Annotated in this window: 18 protein-coding genes; 3 read left to right on the top strand and 15 right to left on the bottom strand. The window is 62.1% G+C overall.

The annotated features are described in order from the left end of the window. Positions 1-193 precede the first annotated feature (193 nt). Positions 194-643, bottom strand: coding sequence for a MerR family transcriptional regulator (locus tag ACP15U_RS19825; RefSeq protein ID WP_159810813.1), 450 nt, complete (start codon positions 641-643; stop codon positions 194-196). A gap of 75 nt (positions 644-718) precedes the next feature. Here ACP15U_RS19825 and ACP15U_RS19820 point away from each other — a divergent pair, with 75 nt between their 5' ends. Next, positions 719-1,654 (top strand): cation diffusion facilitator family transporter, encoded by a 936-nt coding sequence (locus ACP15U_RS19820; RefSeq protein ID WP_425046753.1) that lies wholly within the window; start codon positions 719-721, stop codon positions 1,652-1,654. Between the two features lie 4 nt (positions 1,655-1,658). Here the strand turns inward: ACP15U_RS19820 and ACP15U_RS19815 are convergent, their stop codons facing one another. Beyond that, positions 1,659-2,009: an ArsR/SmtB family transcription factor gene (locus ACP15U_RS19815; protein WP_299882730.1), complete on the bottom strand. Its 351-nt coding sequence runs from the start codon at positions 2,007-2,009 to the stop codon at positions 1,659-1,661. Positions 2,010-2,072: 63 nt separating this feature from the next. On the opposite strand from ACP15U_RS19815, the gene ACP15U_RS19810 reads away from it, so the two are divergent. After that, positions 2,073-2,921 carry a cation diffusion facilitator family transporter gene (locus ACP15U_RS19810; protein ID WP_425046752.1) on the top strand — a complete coding sequence of 283 codons (849 nt, stop codon included), beginning with the start codon at positions 2,073-2,075 and terminating at the stop codon, positions 2,919-2,921. A 12-nt stretch (positions 2,922-2,933) separates the two neighbouring features. Here the strand turns inward: ACP15U_RS19810 and ACP15U_RS19805 are convergent, their stop codons facing one another. The 7 genes from ACP15U_RS19805 to ACP15U_RS19775 are packed head-to-tail and all read right to left on the bottom strand — an operon-like array spanning position 2,934 to position 7,245. Beyond that, the gene (locus ACP15U_RS19805; protein WP_425046751.1) at positions 2,934-4,286 is read right to left on the bottom strand and encodes a dihydrolipoyl dehydrogenase family protein; all 1,353 of its coding nucleotides are present in this window, start codon (positions 4,284-4,286) and stop codon (positions 2,934-2,936) included. 22 nt (positions 4,287-4,308) lie between these two features. Then, complete coding sequence (gene merA / locus ACP15U_RS19800) at positions 4,309-5,739, bottom strand: mercury(II) reductase (protein ID WP_425046750.1); 1,431 nt, start codon at positions 5,737-5,739, stop codon at positions 4,309-4,311. Between the two features lies 1 nt (position 5,740). Further along, positions 5,741-5,878: a hypothetical protein gene (locus tag ACP15U_RS19795; protein WP_425046749.1), complete on the bottom strand. Its 138-nt coding sequence runs from the start codon at positions 5,876-5,878 to the stop codon at positions 5,741-5,743. Next, a complete protein-coding gene (merF, locus tag ACP15U_RS19790; RefSeq protein WP_425046748.1) occupies positions 5,875-6,261 on the bottom strand; it encodes a mercury resistance system transport protein MerF in 387 nt (128 codons plus the stop codon). The genes ACP15U_RS19795 and merF overlap by 4 nt, the downstream gene beginning before the upstream one ends. Further along, the gene (locus ACP15U_RS19785; protein WP_425046747.1) at positions 6,258-6,509 is read right to left on the bottom strand and encodes a hypothetical protein; all 252 of its coding nucleotides are present in this window, start codon (positions 6,507-6,509) and stop codon (positions 6,258-6,260) included. Before ACP15U_RS19785 ends, merF begins: the two co-directional genes overlap by 4 nt. A gap of 10 nt (positions 6,510-6,519) precedes the next feature. Then, positions 6,520-6,822, bottom strand: a complete 303-nt coding sequence (locus tag ACP15U_RS19780; RefSeq protein WP_055688104.1) for a hypothetical protein — start codon at positions 6,820-6,822, stop codon at positions 6,520-6,522. 15 nt (positions 6,823-6,837) lie between these two features. Continuing rightward, positions 6,838-7,245: a mercuric transporter MerT family protein gene (locus ACP15U_RS19775; RefSeq protein WP_174821699.1), complete on the bottom strand. Its 408-nt coding sequence runs from the start codon at positions 7,243-7,245 to the stop codon at positions 6,838-6,840. Positions 7,246-7,321: 76 nt separating this feature from the next. On the opposite strand from ACP15U_RS19775, the gene ACP15U_RS19770 reads away from it, so the two are divergent. Beyond that, positions 7,322-7,735 carry a MerR family transcriptional regulator gene (locus ACP15U_RS19770; RefSeq protein WP_299831914.1) on the top strand — a complete coding sequence of 138 codons (414 nt, stop codon included), beginning with the start codon at positions 7,322-7,324 and terminating at the stop codon, positions 7,733-7,735. A 241-nt stretch (positions 7,736-7,976) separates the two neighbouring features. Here the strand turns inward: ACP15U_RS19770 and ACP15U_RS19765 are convergent, their stop codons facing one another. The 6 genes from ACP15U_RS19765 to ACP15U_RS19740 form a co-directional block, all read right to left on the bottom strand. Next, the gene (locus ACP15U_RS19765) at positions 7,977-8,876 is read right to left on the bottom strand and encodes an ArdC family protein (protein WP_425046746.1); all 900 of its coding nucleotides are present in this window, start codon (positions 8,874-8,876) and stop codon (positions 7,977-7,979) included. A 273-nt stretch (positions 8,877-9,149) separates the two neighbouring features. Beyond that, positions 9,150-10,313, bottom strand: a complete 1,164-nt coding sequence (locus ACP15U_RS19760; RefSeq protein ID WP_425046845.1) for an ATP-binding protein — start codon at positions 10,311-10,313, stop codon at positions 9,150-9,152. A 61-nt stretch (positions 10,314-10,374) separates the two neighbouring features. Beyond that, a complete protein-coding gene (repC, locus tag ACP15U_RS19755; protein WP_425046745.1) occupies positions 10,375-11,673 on the bottom strand; it encodes a plasmid replication protein RepC in 1,299 nt (432 codons plus the stop codon). A gap of 164 nt (positions 11,674-11,837) precedes the next feature. Beyond that, complete coding sequence (repB, locus tag ACP15U_RS19750) at positions 11,838-12,833, bottom strand: plasmid partitioning protein RepB (RefSeq protein ID WP_425046744.1); 996 nt, start codon at positions 12,831-12,833, stop codon at positions 11,838-11,840. A gap of 73 nt (positions 12,834-12,906) precedes the next feature. Continuing rightward, entirely contained in the window at positions 12,907-14,124 is a 1,218-nt protein-coding gene (gene repA / locus ACP15U_RS19745) for a plasmid partitioning protein RepA (RefSeq protein WP_425046743.1), read from the bottom strand. Positions 14,125-14,639: 515 nt separating this feature from the next. After that, positions 14,640-14,978, bottom strand: a complete 339-nt coding sequence (locus tag ACP15U_RS19740) for a DUF736 domain-containing protein (protein ID WP_159810951.1) — start codon at positions 14,976-14,978, stop codon at positions 14,640-14,642. Positions 14,979-15,764 lie beyond the last annotated feature (786 nt).

The raw sequence follows: 15,764 nt of genomic DNA, 5'->3' as shown, positions 1-15,764 counted from the left end.
AACTCACATTGCGGGACTGTCATACTAGTACCGGCTTGCAGGTCTAACGTGGCTGACGAGATAGAACTACGGGGGGCCTAGGCTCGCCTACTCACCAGCCATTCGCCACGTGAGTTACGAACAGACTTCATGCGGGACGATCCTGCCGTTCAAATGCGTATTATCAATGGCTGCTTGCGGAAGAGTGGTCCGGTCAAAAGCGGCCAGGAGTGTCATCTGGCTCATCGTGTGCGCCATTGCAAAGCTGGTGATCCCCCAAAACTTCGATCACGCGACACTTTCCGGCGTGGCCCGGATCGTACGCATCGGCCAGCCGCGCCAGTTCTTCCCGAAGCTGTTTGAGGATGGTCAGGCGTCGGTCAACTGCCGCGAGCTGCTTGCGTGCGATCTCATGCGCTGGTGCACAGTCCTTTGACGGAGCTTCGGCCAAAGCCATCAGATCGGCAATGTCATCCAGACCGAAGCCCAGTTCTCGCGCGTGGCGCAGGAAGGCGAGGCGATCGAGGGCGGCTTCATCGTAGCGCCGTTGCCCGCCTTCGGTGCGCGCCGGTGACGGGATCAGACCCCGGCCTTCGTAGTAGCGGATCGTTGTCACTTTCACGCCCGTCCGGCGCGACATCTGCCCGATAGAGTATTCTTTCATTCCAGGCCCTTGAACCTACAGTCGCTGTAGATCGTATCTATCCTGAAACGATACGAATCAAAAGGATCCGCCGCTATGGGGCACGGCCACCATCATCACGTTGATCCCGAGGCAGGCGACCGCCGCGTCTTCGCCGCCATCGCGGTCAATATGGGCCTGACGGTCGCGCAGATCGTAGGCGGCATCATTTCCGGTTCGCTGGCGCTTATTGCCGATGCGCTGCACAACTTTTCCGACGCGATTTCACTTATCATCGCGTTCGCCGCGCGCAAGATCGCGCGGCGACCCCGGGATGCCGAAATGACCTTCGGCTATGGTCGGGTCGAGGTGGTGGCCGCCCTCATCAATTATACCACGCTGATCGTGATCGGCCTCTACTTGCTCTACGAAGCCGCGATGCGCTTTGCCGATCCGCAGCCGGTCGAGGGCTGGCTGATCGTCGTCATCGCCGGGATCGCGCTGATCGTGGACGCGGTGACGGCTGCGCTGACCTACGCCATGTCGAAATTCAGCGTGAACATCCGCGCCGCGTTTCTGCACAACGTGGCCGACGCGCTCGGCTCCGTCGCAGTCATTGTCGCTGGCACGCTGATCCTGCTTTACGATTGGCGTCTCATCGACCCGCTCGTGACGGTGCTGATTGCGGGTTACATCCTTTGGCAGTCGTTCCGCGAGATCGGCCCCGTAATCCGTATCCTGATGCTCGGCTCGCCGCCCGAGATCGAGACAGACGCGGTTCTTGATACCGTGCGGGAGATCGACGGCGTGACGGGCATCCACCACGCGCATTTCTGGCAGATGGACGAACACCGTGCAGCCTTGGACGCGCATGTCGTCATTGCCGAGGGCCGCTGGAACGACGCCGACGCAGTGAAAGATAGGATCAAAGCGGCGCTCTCCGACCACTTCGACATCGAGCACACGACGCTGGAGCTGGAATGCGCGCGCCACGCCTGCGACGACCCGTCCGAGTTCGGCGGACGCGGGCATGGCGAGGAGCGGCACGGATGAGCAACTACTCTGTGTAGCGCTTGCAGTTGTCGAGTCCGGTGGCTGTCGCGGCAAGGAGCCGATCCGCATCTTTGATGAGACCGGCAATCCGTCCGTCAGCAAGCCGATACCGAACGAACCGACCCTCGCTGCGGCGGCTAACCAGCCCGCAGTCGAGAAGGCAGCGCAGATGGTTCGAGACGTTCGGCTGACCCAACCCAGTATGTCCGACAATTTCCTGCACGTTGCGTTCGCCTGATACCAGCGCATCAAGGATCGCCAGACGGCTGGGATCGCCGAGACCCCGGAAGAGCTTTGCCCGCAGTTCCAAAGCGTCGGCTGCCAAAAGATCGCCTTGCGCGTCGTTCGTCATCATATCATTATCCACTGATACGTCAGCGGCGAACCCTTTCGCTTACCACCTCGAAGAGGATCGCACATGAGCCAGGCCGAGAACAGCACGTTGCCTACGGCATCCTCACCGATCCGGATGCGGGTGCAGGGCATGGACTGCGCCAAGGACGCCGCCGAGATCGAGCGCGCGGCCCGGTCTGCGGGCGTGGCGACCGGCGATGTGAAGGTGTCTGCCGCAACCCACGTCATGACATTGCGGATCGCGGAGGGTGACTTGTCGAAGGTGCGGCCCGCGCTCGATGCGACCGGCTACGGCTTTGAGAAGATCGAAGACGGCGATACATCCTCCGATCCGGCCTACAAGGACCCGAGTTATCGCCGCGCCCTCTGGATCGTGGTCCTGCTCAATCTCGGCTACGGCGTGGTCGAGATGTTCGGCGGGTTCCTGTCCGGGTCGCAGGCTTTGAAGGCGGACGCGCTCGATTTTCTCGGCGACGGGGCGATCACGTTTCTGGGCCTGCTCGCCATCGGCTGGAGGCTGACATGGCGAGCGCGGTCGGCGATGATCCAGGGTGTGTTTCTTGGACTTCTGGGTCTGGGCGTCGTCGGCAGCACGATCTGGCGCGTCTTGAACCAGACGACGCCCGAAGCCGGGTTGATGGGAGCCTTCGCGGTGGGTGCGCTGATCGTGAATATCCTCGCAGTCCTGCCGCTCCTGAAACACCGCAAGGGGGACGCGAACATGCGGGCGGTCTGGCTCTTTTCGCGCAACGACGCCATCGGCAACCTCGCCGTGGTGATCACCGCCGGGCTGGTCGCATGGCTCGGCAGTGCCTGGCCCGACCTCATCGTTGCCTTCGCCATCGCGGGACTGTTTCTGCATTCCTCGTGGATGATCATTCGAGATGCGAAGAGCGATCTGAGGGCTGAGTAGGAGGCGCTTGCGTTAAAGCAGCGATCCCAGGTCCGATCCGACACTTGGATAAGCCGCCGTCATCGACTGAAGCTGCTTCGCGGTCAGGCCCAGCTTGATTGCCAGCCCGAAGAAATTGATAAGCTCGCCGTACTCCGGGCCGAACAAGTGCGCGCCGAGGAGTTTGCCGCTCGATCTGTCCACGAGGATCTTCCCGGCGGCGGAGGTTTCGCCGATACGGTAGTTCGAATACCAACCGCTCGTGTCGGTGAACCGGACATCTAAGTCATGCCCGGCGTCCCTTGCCTCGTCTTCCAACATGCCGACACGCGCCACTTCGGGAACGGTGAAGACGGCTGTCGGAATGCCTGCATAATCCGGTGCGGTCTGAGCGTCCTTGAGCATGTTGGAGGCCGCGACCTTCCCTTCGATCACCGCGACCGGAGTAAGCGGCATGCCATCGGTGTCGGCGGAATCTCCGGCGGCATAGACCGCGCTGTTTGTCGTGCTTTGCAGATGGGGGGCTACAACGATGCCCTTGTCACTGTAGTCAACACCGGCCGCCTCAAGATTCAGGTCGGCCAAGGCTGCCACACGGCCCGCGCCATGCACGACCAGATCGGTTTCGACTGTCCAGGTCTCACTGTCCGACTTCACTTCAACACTGAATGCTACACTGGCTTTTGCGACTGAGACGATTTCGGTTCCGCGCACCAGGTCCACGCCGATACCGCCGCTGCGTTCGATCAGCATTTCAACCAGATCGGGATCGAAGCTGCCCAATGGGCGGGCCCCGCGATCCACGATGGTGGGTCTGGCTCCGGCTTGCGCGGCGATATGCGCGAACTCGAAGGACACGAAGCCGCCACCGATGAAGAGGATGCGGTCGGGAAGGGCTTCGAGGTTGAGGAAATCCGTGCTGTCGATCACGAGATCGGCTCCGGTGAAGCCGAGCGGCCTGGGCATGGCACCGGCGGCTATGAGGAACCGTTTCGAACGATATGTCTTCTCATCAACCTCCAGCGTGTTGTCTCCCGTGAAGCGGGCGGCTCCATGCAGGGTTTCGACGCCATTGACCGTCAGGCTCTTTTCCATCTTGTCCGGCAGCGGGTCGGTGAAGCCGCGCTTGTGTGCCATCAGATCGGCCCAGTTGATCGACAGTTCACCGGGGTCGATCCCCTTGCCCTGCATGAGCCGTGCCGCGTCGATGATTTCCGCACCGCGCCGCAGGATTTTCTTTGGATCGCATCCGCGCAATGCGCAGGTGCCGCCGTAGGGCAGCGCATCGACAATGGCTACACGCCATCCTGCTGCGCCACACTTGTTCGCCGCGGCCACGCCTGCCATGCCAGCCCCGATGACGATCAGGTCGTAGTCTTCGCTCATTCTTCGGTCCTTGTCCTGATCTTCATCCGGCGCAGCAGCTCAACTTTGCCACGTCCATATCGAAGGTTTGCGCTGCCAGCTTCAGCCCTTCAACCGTTGTCAGATAGGGGAAGATCGTCTCGCCGAGGGCCTTTGTGGTCATGCCGAACTTCAGCGCCATGACGAGGGTCTGGATCGTATCGGACCCCTCGGGCGCGATGATCTGACCACTAAGCAGCCGGTCGGTCTTTCTGTCCGCCACCAGCTTGATCAATCCGCGCGTGTCGCGTGCCGCCAGCGCGCGCGGCACCTGATCGAGCGGCACGATGGACGTCTTGACGTCGAAACCCGCGTCCCGCGCCTGGGTTTCACCGAGACCGACGCCCGCGACCTGCGGGTCGGAAAACACCACCCAGGGCATCGCGGCGTTGTCGTAACGATGATCCTCGCCAAGAACCGCGTTTCTGGCGGCGAGCTTTGCACCATAGGCCGCCATATAGACGAACTGGTCGCGGTCGGTCACATCGCCCGCCGCATAGATGCCGCGCACCGACGTCTGCATGTCCTCGCCGACGACGATGGACCCGCGCGCGTCGGTTTCAACACCGATCTCTTCGAGGCCCATATCTTCGGTATTGGCCCGCCTGCCAGCGGTCGAAACGAGGTGATCCGCTGTCACTTCGACAGGCTTTCCGTTCTGGATCACGCGTAGTGTCACGCCGGCGTCGTCGCGGCGCACAGTGTCGTAGCTTAACCCGGTCAGAAGGGTGATGCCTTCGGCCTCGAACGCCGCCGCCAATGCCTCCGAGACCTCTGGTTCCGCGCCGGGCAACAGATGCGAACGGGCGACAAGCGTGACCTTCACGCCCATGCGGCTCATCATCTGGGCCAGCTCCGCGCCGATGTAGCCCGCGCCGATGAAGATCAGGCTTTTCGGCAGTGCTTCGAGTTCCAGAAGACTGGTGCTGTCGAGCGCGCCGATGTCCTCGATGCCGTCGATGGTCGGCAGGACGGGACGCCCGCCCGTGGCGATGATGGTCCTCGGTGCTTTCAGGGTTCGCTCACCGACTGTCACGCCACCTTCGATCAGCCGCGCGGGACCGGCGTCGATGTAATCGACACCCTCATATTCCGGCAGAAGGTCCGCGTATTTCTTCTGGCGCAGGGTCGCGACCAGATCGTCTTTGGACTGAACGAGCATCTGCCAATCATCCACTTGTGCCCGTCCCGACAGGCCGGGGAACCGCTTGGCAGCCCCCGCACCGTGCACGGCCTCTGCCGCACGGATCATCGCCTTGGAGGGCACGCATCCCACGTTGACGCAAGTTCCGCCGATCGTGCCATGTCCTACGAGGGCGACACGCTTTCCGGCATCCGCGCCGGTAATTGCGGCGGAGAACCCCGCCGATCCGGCCCCGAGGACGATCAGGTCATAGCCGCCCTGTCCATCGTCGTTTTTGTTCAGGTCTTTCATCTCATCGCGCCTCGCCATAGTCGGGGTTGTTCGATTTGGCAGCGAACAGATAAATGATCGCGCCGATGGCGATCAGCGGTGTGAGCATGCCGAGAAGGCCGAAGACCATGCCGGTGGCGGTGCAACATCCCATCATCATGAAAGCGATCCTTTCTTTTGCGCACGGTTCAGGAGAACCGCGTAGAGGGCTGTGGCGGCGAAAACGCCGATTGTGATCCGTATTGCGAACCTGAACTCGAGGAGAATGATCAGGATCGACAGGGCTGCCGCGAGGCCGGTGGCCCAGAATTTCGGGGCCGGTCCCGATTTGCCAGCGCGCAGCCAAAGGGCCTGTGCCACCACGGCGAGGCTGAAAAACAGCAGCGGGAACAGGGCGTAATCGAGCCAGCCCGTGAGGGCCGACAATCCGACGCCAGCGACGATGACGACCAGAAGCGGTGTAAAGCAGCAGAGCGCGGCGAAGAGCGCACCGCCAAGCCCCCATTTCAGCAGACGGTCGGAATTTTCAGGTGTGTCAGTCAAGGATCCGTCTTTCTCTGTGATGGGTCGGGGCCGGAGGCGCGTTTCATTTGCGAACGACGCAGTGCGCGGACGATCAGGTAGGTCAGACCCGCCAAAACCAGCACGGCAATGCCACTCATTCCAGAGAGCCAAGCCCCAACGCCGCCGAACAACGCTGCAAGCACGGCAGTTCCGCCGCCGCAGCAGACGACCACGACCGGAGCTGCTATTCCGAAGGCCAGCAGGCCACCCATCAGATTGTCACGCATTGCAGGCGGCTCAGGAGGCTGTGTCGGGCAGCACCTGCGCCGGATAGCCATTGGCCGTCACCGCGCCGATGATGCTTTCGATGGAAGTTTCGGCGTCATCGTAGGTCACGCTGTAAACACCCTGCCCGTATTCGGGGCCGTCCTCGAATGCGGCGATCTCGACCGACGGAACACCGCGCATCGAGCTGGCGACGATGAATGAACAGGACGGGCATGTCAGTTCGCTGACGGCGATCTCGACCTGGCGCTCTTCAGCGAGGGCCGGAGTCGAGAGTGCGGCGATGGTCAGGGCGGATAGCAGAAGATGCTTCATGGTCATTGTCCTCGTTCAGAATTTCAGGATGAAGGGGGTGATGTAGGGAAATATCATGGCGACAGCGACAATCGCGGACGCGGCCCAGAGGGTTGCGCGCATGATGCGGCGGTCGATGGGGCGGGCGCAGGTGCCATCGGCACAGGACTCGGCATCTACAGGCTTGTAAGCTTTGTAGAAGCCGTATCCCAAAAACGCGGCGCTCAGCGCGAAGGTGTACCACTTGTAGGCATAGAGGGCCCCGAGCTGCGCGATGAACACGCCCGTCACGCCAAAGCTGACCAGAACAAGCGGCAGAATGCAGCACGAGGTCATCGCCAGCGCACCGAGGACGCCGAGGCCGGTCACGCCCCATCCCTTGGTGGTTTCGTCGCCAATTTTCTGCGACCGAGATTGCGGAAGTTCCGCCAAATTTTGTTCCATCGAATCTTCCTTGAACAGATATTTCCACCGTTCTAGGGTCTGTAGTTGATACAGGCTCAAGGGGTTTTTTTGCGAAATGAGTAACACAAGCGTGAGTTCAATTCGGCGGGGTGATTTGGCACGAGCAACGGGCTGCAACCTGGAAACCATCCGCTATTACGAAAAGATCGGCATCATGCCGGACCCGCCGCGCAGCACGAAAGGCTATCGCAGCTACGATGACGCCCATGTCAGACGGCTGAAATTCGTCATACGGTCCCGAGATCTCGGTTTTTCTCTCGAAGAGGTTCGCGGGCTGCTCGGGCTGGTCGATGAGCAATCCCGGACCTGCGCCGAGGTTCAGATCATCGCGGAAGATCATCTGACTGACGTTCGAGCCAAGATCGCGGACTTGAAGCGCATTGAGCGTGTCTTGTCGGATACCGTTGCACGATGCACCGGCGACGCTGCCCCGGAATGTGCTGTGATCGACGCGCTACTCGAGGCGTAAACGGGAACGCCTTTAATCCGTGGCCACTGTGGTTCTGGGAAAGAGCTGCCGTTCGTCATCGCTGCAGCATGAGTTAGAATTGGGCTCAGTTCAGTAGCCTTTGCTGCGTGGTGTAGGAACGGCTGCTTTCCATGTTTTAGCTTGGGATCTCTACTCCCGATGGAGAAAGGTTGAGATGTCCAATTCTACCAGGACCGACCGCGCATGGAAATCACCAGCGGAGCCCAACGGCGCAAACATCTCAGGCGGCCGCATCGTCCGGTTGCAGCTGCAGGGCGTGCAGGTAATCGACCGCGCGTTGCGCATGGGCGGCAGCCTGGAAGATGTATCGCGTGTCGTGCCGAAGACCGCGTAGCCAGTGATCGATGTAAGACGCATGCTCCGCGCGCGGTGCGGGCGAAAGGCCGAGATCAGCAGCCAGGAAGGCCGCGCCAAGTTCGGCCACAAGCTCCTCTTGCGCATAGCCGGCATCACCCCACCGCTTCCGACCGAAACTCCGGTCGAGACGCTCAGGGTGGCGGGTCCAATGAGTAACCTCGTGACCCAGCGTGGCGTAATAGGCCTCCGCGTTCTCGAAAGTCTCGACGGGCGGCATCTGCACGTAATCCGGCTCGACCGCGTAATAGGCCTGGGTGCCGCCATGACGGATATCGGCACCGGTCGCTGCAAAGAACGCGTCTGCCGCCGCATCGCGCAACTCTGGCTCCTCAGGCGCTTCCGGGATTGCATGAAAGCTCTCCGGCAGCCCGTCGATCTGATCGACATTGAAGACCGTGTAGCCTTTCATGAAGGGGATCGTGAGATCACGCTCCTGGCCCGCATCATCCGTCTCGGTCTTTCGGAACGTGTCGGCGTAGATCACGAGGGCCCCTTTCGATCCTTTGCGCACCTGACCGCCGAGCTCGGTTGCCTGGCGGTAGGTCATCCAGGTCGATGCGGCGTAGCCGTGGGTCACCGCAGCAGCCCAGAGCAGGACGATGTTGAGACCGCGATAGGCGATGCCATTGTGGCGGAGGGGCCGTGTGATCCGGCCCGCGAGATGGTCCGCACTCCAGGGTTTGCGCCAGGGTGCCGTGCCGGCTTCAAGATCGGCGATGATCTGTTTGGTGATGCGGGTGTAGATGTCGGGTCGCTGCGCCATGATGTCCTCCTGTCGGCTGGTCCCGCGTGCGGGACGCGGGGAGACAGGACGGGCGCTCTGAGCCGCTGGCGCATGCTCAACCCGGGAGCGCAGCGAAGGGAGCGGGCAGAGCATTGCGCCGGGGGCGGCGGCCGTCAGACCCGCGCGCCCCTGCTCGCACGGGGGACAAGACCGGGGAGGACGATGGTATGCGACGGCGCCGTCGCGCCGCCGAGCAGCAATCGGGGTCCGAGAGGACGGAGACGCAGGTGACCGGCGCGCTGATGAGACGGGTTAAAGCGCCCGCAACCGGTCCATCGCGTTTGCCAGAGGCATCGCCCGCACGGCTCCCTGCCCCGGCACCTCCCGATCCTCGGCATAGACCAGAAGCCGTTCAACAACGGCCAGGTCGTCAGCCGCAATGTGGAAGCCACGCGTGACCTTGGGTGCGGTGGTGCGTTTGACCTCGATCGCCCAGAGCTGGTGATCTGGCAGTTTCAGGATCAGATCGATCTCGGCTCCGGCCGACGAGCGATAGAAACTAGCCTCCGTGCCGCGCGGGGCCGCCGCGATGAGGTTCTCGATGCAGAAGCCTTCCCAGGACCCGCCGACCACGGGATGTCCGAGCAAGGCCTCGCGGGTCTCGAGCCCGAGAAGCGCATGGGTGAGACCAGCGTCGCGGATATAGACCTTGGGCGATTTCACCAGACGCTTGCCCACATTTGCGTGCCAGGGCGGCAGGCGACGCACCAGCATCAGATCGACCAGCAGGTCGAGATAACGCGCCACGCTCTGGCCCGAGACGCCGAGCCCTGCCGCAAGCTTGGCCGCGTTCAAGAGCCCGCCCTGGTCATGGGCCAGCATGGTCCAGAACCGCCGCAGTGTTTCGGCCGGAATGCGCAACCCGAAAGACGGGATATCGCGTTCGAGATAGGTGCGGATGAAATCCTCCCGCCAGGTGAGGCTGGCGCGGTCCGAGGCGGCCAGAAAACTCTCCGGAAAGCCGCCGCGCAACCAGAGCGCGGGCAAAGCGCCCTGCCCCACCTCGTCGAGGGTGAAGGGCGTCAATTCGTGATAACTCACCCGTCCGGCCAGCGATTCCGCGCTTTGCTGCAACAACGTGTTCGAGGCCGAGCCCAGAAGCAGAAACTGCCCGGTGCGATATCCCGCGCGGCGGCGGCGGTCGATCTGTCCCCGCAGCGCCCCGAAGAGACCCGGCATCAGCTGCACCTCGTCGATCACCACAAGCTTGCCCATCTGGTCATCGAGATAGAGATCCGGCTCCTCGAGAATCTGCCGGTCCGCGGTGCGTTCCATATCGAGATAGACGGCGTCGCGCGTCTCTGCGATATCTTGTGCCAATGTGGTTTTGCCCACCTGGCGCGGCCCAAGGAGGACAACCCCGGCTTGCGCATCCAGGGCTTGGGTGAGCCGCTCAAGGTGATTTCGGGTGATCATACCTTGCATTTATGCCATCCAATGGAAGATTTGCAAGGTTAACCTACGCAGCCACCGCATCCTACGCGCCTGCCCCGCTCAAACGCCCATAGAAACTGCGATCAAGGTGCAGCTCACCGATCTGGGCGCGTTCAACGAGCCCGCGGAGGTATCCGCCGGGCGATTTGACCTCGCCGTCGGTCGATTTGTCGAGGATCAGGGCAATCGACGCGGCGGCCACAGCCGGCCCAAGCACCTTGTTGGCCACGTTCCAGGCGTCCTCTGAGATCCCGACGATTGGCCTCAAGGCTGCTGCAGCCCGGTGCACATCGTTCCAATCCCGCATATAACCTTGGGTGCTGCGCGCCATCTCCGCAAAATGCGGACAGGAGGCCATCAGCATCGGGATATCGACATCGGACCCGCGTTTTTGGCCATGTGTGCTCCAGCTGATATCAAGATCGACCTCTTCCGGGCTTTCAACCGGCACCCTCCCCTGCTCTTCTGGCGCAGCGCCTGCCGTGTGCTTTGTTTCAAAGCGATTACTTTTTACAGGATCAGGTTCATTTGTAGTTCGTATGTGGGTCTTATTTTCGAGACTCGTGGGTGTCATATTTTGAGTATCTTGTTGGTCGTTTGCTCCGTTAGAGGCCGGCATCGCATCAGATCTATCCGGCCAATCGAAAGCCGCCTCGAAGGATGTCTCCACGGACGCCAGCAGCGCCTTGATGCGGGCCAGGAAGCGCTCGAGCCGCCCTGCCCCCTCCGACCGCGCGGGAAGGCCCTCCAGAAGCCCGCAATAGGCGTCCTGCAGCTTGCGCCAGGGCCCACGCAGACCCGCCTCCAGCGCCTTTTCGATCTTCGCGCGGATCATGCGACGTGTCACGGTGATCGCGTTTCGCAAACGCACACAGGCAGCTCTCTCGGCCTGGAGATGTGCATAAAGCGCCTCGAACTCCTCTGCCCGCGCCGCAAGCGGCGCGAGATCGAAGCCGTAGGCCTCGACAATCACGCCATCCGCGTCCCTGCGGCCCCACCGCTTGCCATTGGGGCTGTCCTTCATCGCAATCACCCCAACCTCACAGAGCCGCCTTACATGGCGTCTGAGCGTGGCGAGCGAGAACCCGGTCTGCTCCATCAGGAAATGATTCGACGCCCAGACGATGGGCCGCCTGCCCGGCTCCCAATCCTGGGGCTGTGTGACCGCCCCAAAGGTATCGAGAAGAAGCAGGTCCTGGGATTTCAGACCAATGGCTGCCGCGACTTTCTTCACCGCGACGATGGCCTGGGATTTGGGTATAGATAACTGTTCGCCGACTTCCGCAAACCGTTCGGCCTGTAGAAGTCCCGGCGTCGGCTTGCGCCAACCGCTCTGTGTCATGCCTGTATTTCACCTCCGTGGTTTAGGGAGGCAAAAGGATCCCGTTCGCCAAAACGACGTCTTTTGTTGACAGTGATTCGCGGGAGCGGTATCCAGTAGGTGTCTAATCTAATCGGATAAGCTCTCGGGCCGGATCGGCTTGGGGGCTTTTCTTTTGCCTCAGGTCATGATGTCGATGTCTCCTCGGATTGAGCGAGATACTCCGCGTAGAGCTGATCGAGGTTCTCCGAGAGAAACTCGCCAAACCCTGCAGAATCCTTGGCCGTCAGCGAGATGGTATAGGCGCGCCCGGACCGTCCGATCACACCCTTGATCCGGCCCTCCCCTGCGGTCCAGGTGCGCTTGGCCGGGGCTGCCTTGGCCGCACGACGTTTGGGCGCCCTGCCCGCCTCCATCACCTTGCTGTGCAGAATTTCGAACTTGGTGTCGCTGTCGAGCTGATCGAAGCCCTCTGTGTCCAGGATGCGATCGGCCACTGTGAGGTTGCTCTTCACCGCCATCAGCTTCTTGAAGTCTTCCCAGCGGTCCCGCCCGATCTGTTTGGCCGGCCCGATCGCCGCAATAACATGGGTCGGCACGGTGCTGGCGACCGAGAGCATGCGCGACAAGAGCGTGCCGTCGATGGTCAAAGCCTGCTGGATCACCTCCTTGGCCTGGCCGAGATCGGCGAGGTTCTTGGCAAACAGCGCCTTTTCGATAAAGGACAGGTCCGCCCGGGCGGTGTTTTCCTGACCCTGCGCCAGCACATGGGCGACATCGTCCATCTCCTTGACCACGGCCCGCACGGGACGCCCGAGGGCGCGCGCGGCGCGTACCCGGCGGTGTCCGAAGACCACCATGTAGCGGCCCGCGGCTTCGGGATGCGGTCGCAACAGGACCGGCGTGTCCTGTCCGCTGGCCGCAATCGAGGCTTTCAGCTCCTCGAAGGCCTCGTCATCACCGCTCAGGCGGTCATTGACGAAAGAGGCGTCAATCAGACCGGGATCGATCTCGATGATGGTTTCACCTTCGAGCAGGCGTTTGGAATTCTCGGCCAGGCTGTCGATCGAGACCTTCATGGATTTCGAGGCCCCGCGCATGGCATAGCTCGAACGGCCCCCATCGACGGGCGTGTCGGTCGGTTGCCCGATCACGGATTTCAACAGGTCTTTTCTGGCCATGTCGCCCTCCTTTCCGAGGTGTGAACCGCCCCGTCTGCACGGCTGTCAAAACGCATCTGCACGGCTGTCAAACTCATGGGAGGTCGCGCCCCCAAGCCTGATGCACGAGACCGGCGATTTCGTCGTTTACCGCGTTGAGCGAGGTGATCGCCCGATCATAGGTGGAGCGCACGAATTGCGCCCGCTCGACCTCGTAAAGCGTCTGCTTGGTGATCCCGGCATCGGAGATCGCGGTGGACTTCACCATCTGCGCTTCCAGCATCTGGTTGGGAAACATCGCCTGCAGGAACCCGACCATCTGCTTTTGCGGCCCGTCGGTGGGCTCAAAGCGGGTCACAAGGTAGCGGAACCATTTCAGCCGCATCTCGGCCCCAGCTTCCCGGATGGTGCGCAGGATGCCACCGAGCATCAGGAGAAACTGGCTCATCGACATCACATCCAGCATCTGGGGATGCACGGTGATCAGCACGGAACTCGACGCTGTAAGTGCTGTTAGGGTCAGATAACCAAGCTGCGGCGGGCAATCGATCACCACCACATCATATTGGTCTTCGACTTCCGCGAGCGCTTTCGAGATGCGGGTGAAGAAGGCCCGACCTTCGGACGGGTCGCGGCTGGTGAGTGCGACCGGCGTGTCATACTCGTATTCCTGCAGATCGAGGCTGGCCGGGACGATGTCGAGGTTCGGGAAATTCGTGGGCCGGATCACCGCGCTGATCGGCTGGCGCTCGGCGTCATAGCGCAGCGTCTCGTAGAGCGATGAAACAGAGTCTAATTCAGGCTGAATTCCATGCAGCGCGGTGAGGGAGGCTTGCGGATCGAGATCGATGGCGAGCACGCGATGACCCTTGAGGGCCAGGTGTTGGGCAAGATGGGCTGCCGTCGTCGTCTTGCCGCTGCCGCCTTTGAAGTTCACCACCGAGATGACGTGCAGCTCTTCGCCCTCGGTGCGGTGGGGCAGGTAGCGGCGCTTGCCGGGACGGCCGTGGGCATCGAGATAGGCGCGCAGTTCGAGCATTTGCGCCGCTGAATAGGACCGCCGCCCGGAGGCGGAGGTTTCGGGCGCGGGGCCCTTGCCCTCGAGATGCAGTTTCTTGATCGTGGATTGAGTAACCCCGAGAAAATAGGCCACCTCGGCCAGCGAGAACTGCCGCAGGCCCTTCTGGGCATCCGGGGGGTATTGCTCCTGACGCAAGATATTGAGCCGATCCGAAATCAATTCTCCTTGTTGGAGAATGATTTCATCGAAGGCCAAATCGCCTGCATTCTGCTGGAATGGTACTTTGTCCATCCTGCCGCCTCGCCTAATATCGCTTTTATCGCGATTTCTTTCGTTAAACTGTGACTACAGCGGAAGCGGGTTGTCCACAACGATTTTTTCAGCGCGCGGCAAGACGTTGCCGGATCATGACAGAAATCTGCACAACCACAAGACCGCGCGGCTTCCATGAGAAGCACCCCAATATCTGGTGTCAAAGCACGCGGCACGCGAAACCCGAACACAATGGAAATCACACGCATACCTCCCTATCTCACTGTTTTAATTGCGCTTTATGCGTTCTGCACGGCTGTCAAACCGGCTCACGGCCCCCACACCGTCCCAATCTGACCGCTGCGGGCAAGCCAGCCACAGGGCGCATCACCCCAGTCAAGAGCGACGCTGGCGCTCAGCGCAGCCGACACCCTTGTCTTTCCTGGTTCTCGGAGTGTCCTCGGCCCTGAAACACGCCCGCAGCCGGAGAATCGGGTAATCGATTCTCCGGCGCGGCGCGAAAGGGTTGGCCGGGTCTCCGGCCAACCATCGCCTCAGGCGGCCTCTTTCGGGCCCCAGGGGATCACGGCCTGCAGGGTCGGATCGTCCTGATGCGCGGCCTGGCCGAGATTGGCGTTGAACCCGTAGTCGCGAATGGTCAGCGTGAAGTAATCCGCGCCGGTCTCGCGGTTCTGTTTGCGCCAGATGCCGCCGCATTCGACGAGACGGCCCCGCGGCGAGCGCCCCAGGACGCGATGTGTGGGCGCCATCGGGTTGTCGCTTGTAACGGGCTCGACCGAGATGTCGAGATCGAAGGTCAGTGTGGAGATCGATCCGGTCCCCTTGGCCGTGCCGATGTCGGCGGCGTCGAACTTGATGCAGTTGGTGGTCATTGCGTTTCTCCTTGTCTGGTGTTGCAATGCCGGTGACCCCGCAGGCCGGCGCGGGACCGCACCGCAGGCGCAGCGCAGCGGAGAAGGGCAGGGGGCCGCTCTTTTTGCACCGCGCGGAATGCCCGGAACGGGCAGGGGAAAAAGACGGATCCCCACCTTTGCGGTCCTGGAACGACCTGCCACCGGCCCTGGGCAGCAACACCTGCCGGAGACCGGACCGACCCGCTCAGATCGCTCCGGCACGGAAATCGGCGCGCCAAACAGACCGCGTCTTGACGGCCGCTCGCTGACCTGATCGGGAGCGCGCCGCCCCCTGTGACATATTGGACGCCCCAGAGCGCCGTCTCGACCCGGAGGCTCTGCAACGCACGTCAGACGTCATCATGCGGCAGCGCGGCAGTGCGACCCCGAACACGAACCAACCCGGCTGCGCTGGCCTCGGGGCACAGGTCATCTGAGAATCCGGGCTGCCTGCAATTCCGGCCAGGCGCGACCCGGTCCTCTCCGGTCCCGTGAGAACCCACAGTCAGAAGACTGCCAAGGCATCCGGCAATGCGGCGTGTCACCCGATGTCGCACAATCTGCGCGGCCGTGTCCCTGCGTCGATGTCTGAGCGCGCAGGTCGTTGGGCTGAGGTGTGATCCAGCAGCGTCGCCGATGCGGCGACCCCCGCGCGGGCAGCGCCGGTCCGGCGGCGGGGCAGGGGGCTTGTCCTCTGCCCCGCCGCCGGACAATTTTGAGCCCCTGCCAGTCCTGCGCCCGCACCCGGACAAAAAAGGACCCCGC

Source organism: Primorskyibacter sp. S87 (genome assembly GCF_049801055.1).
Taxonomy (GTDB): domain Bacteria; phylum Pseudomonadota; class Alphaproteobacteria; order Rhodobacterales; family Rhodobacteraceae; genus JBNAGF01.
This window is presented reverse-complemented; position numbering and strand designations above follow the sequence as displayed.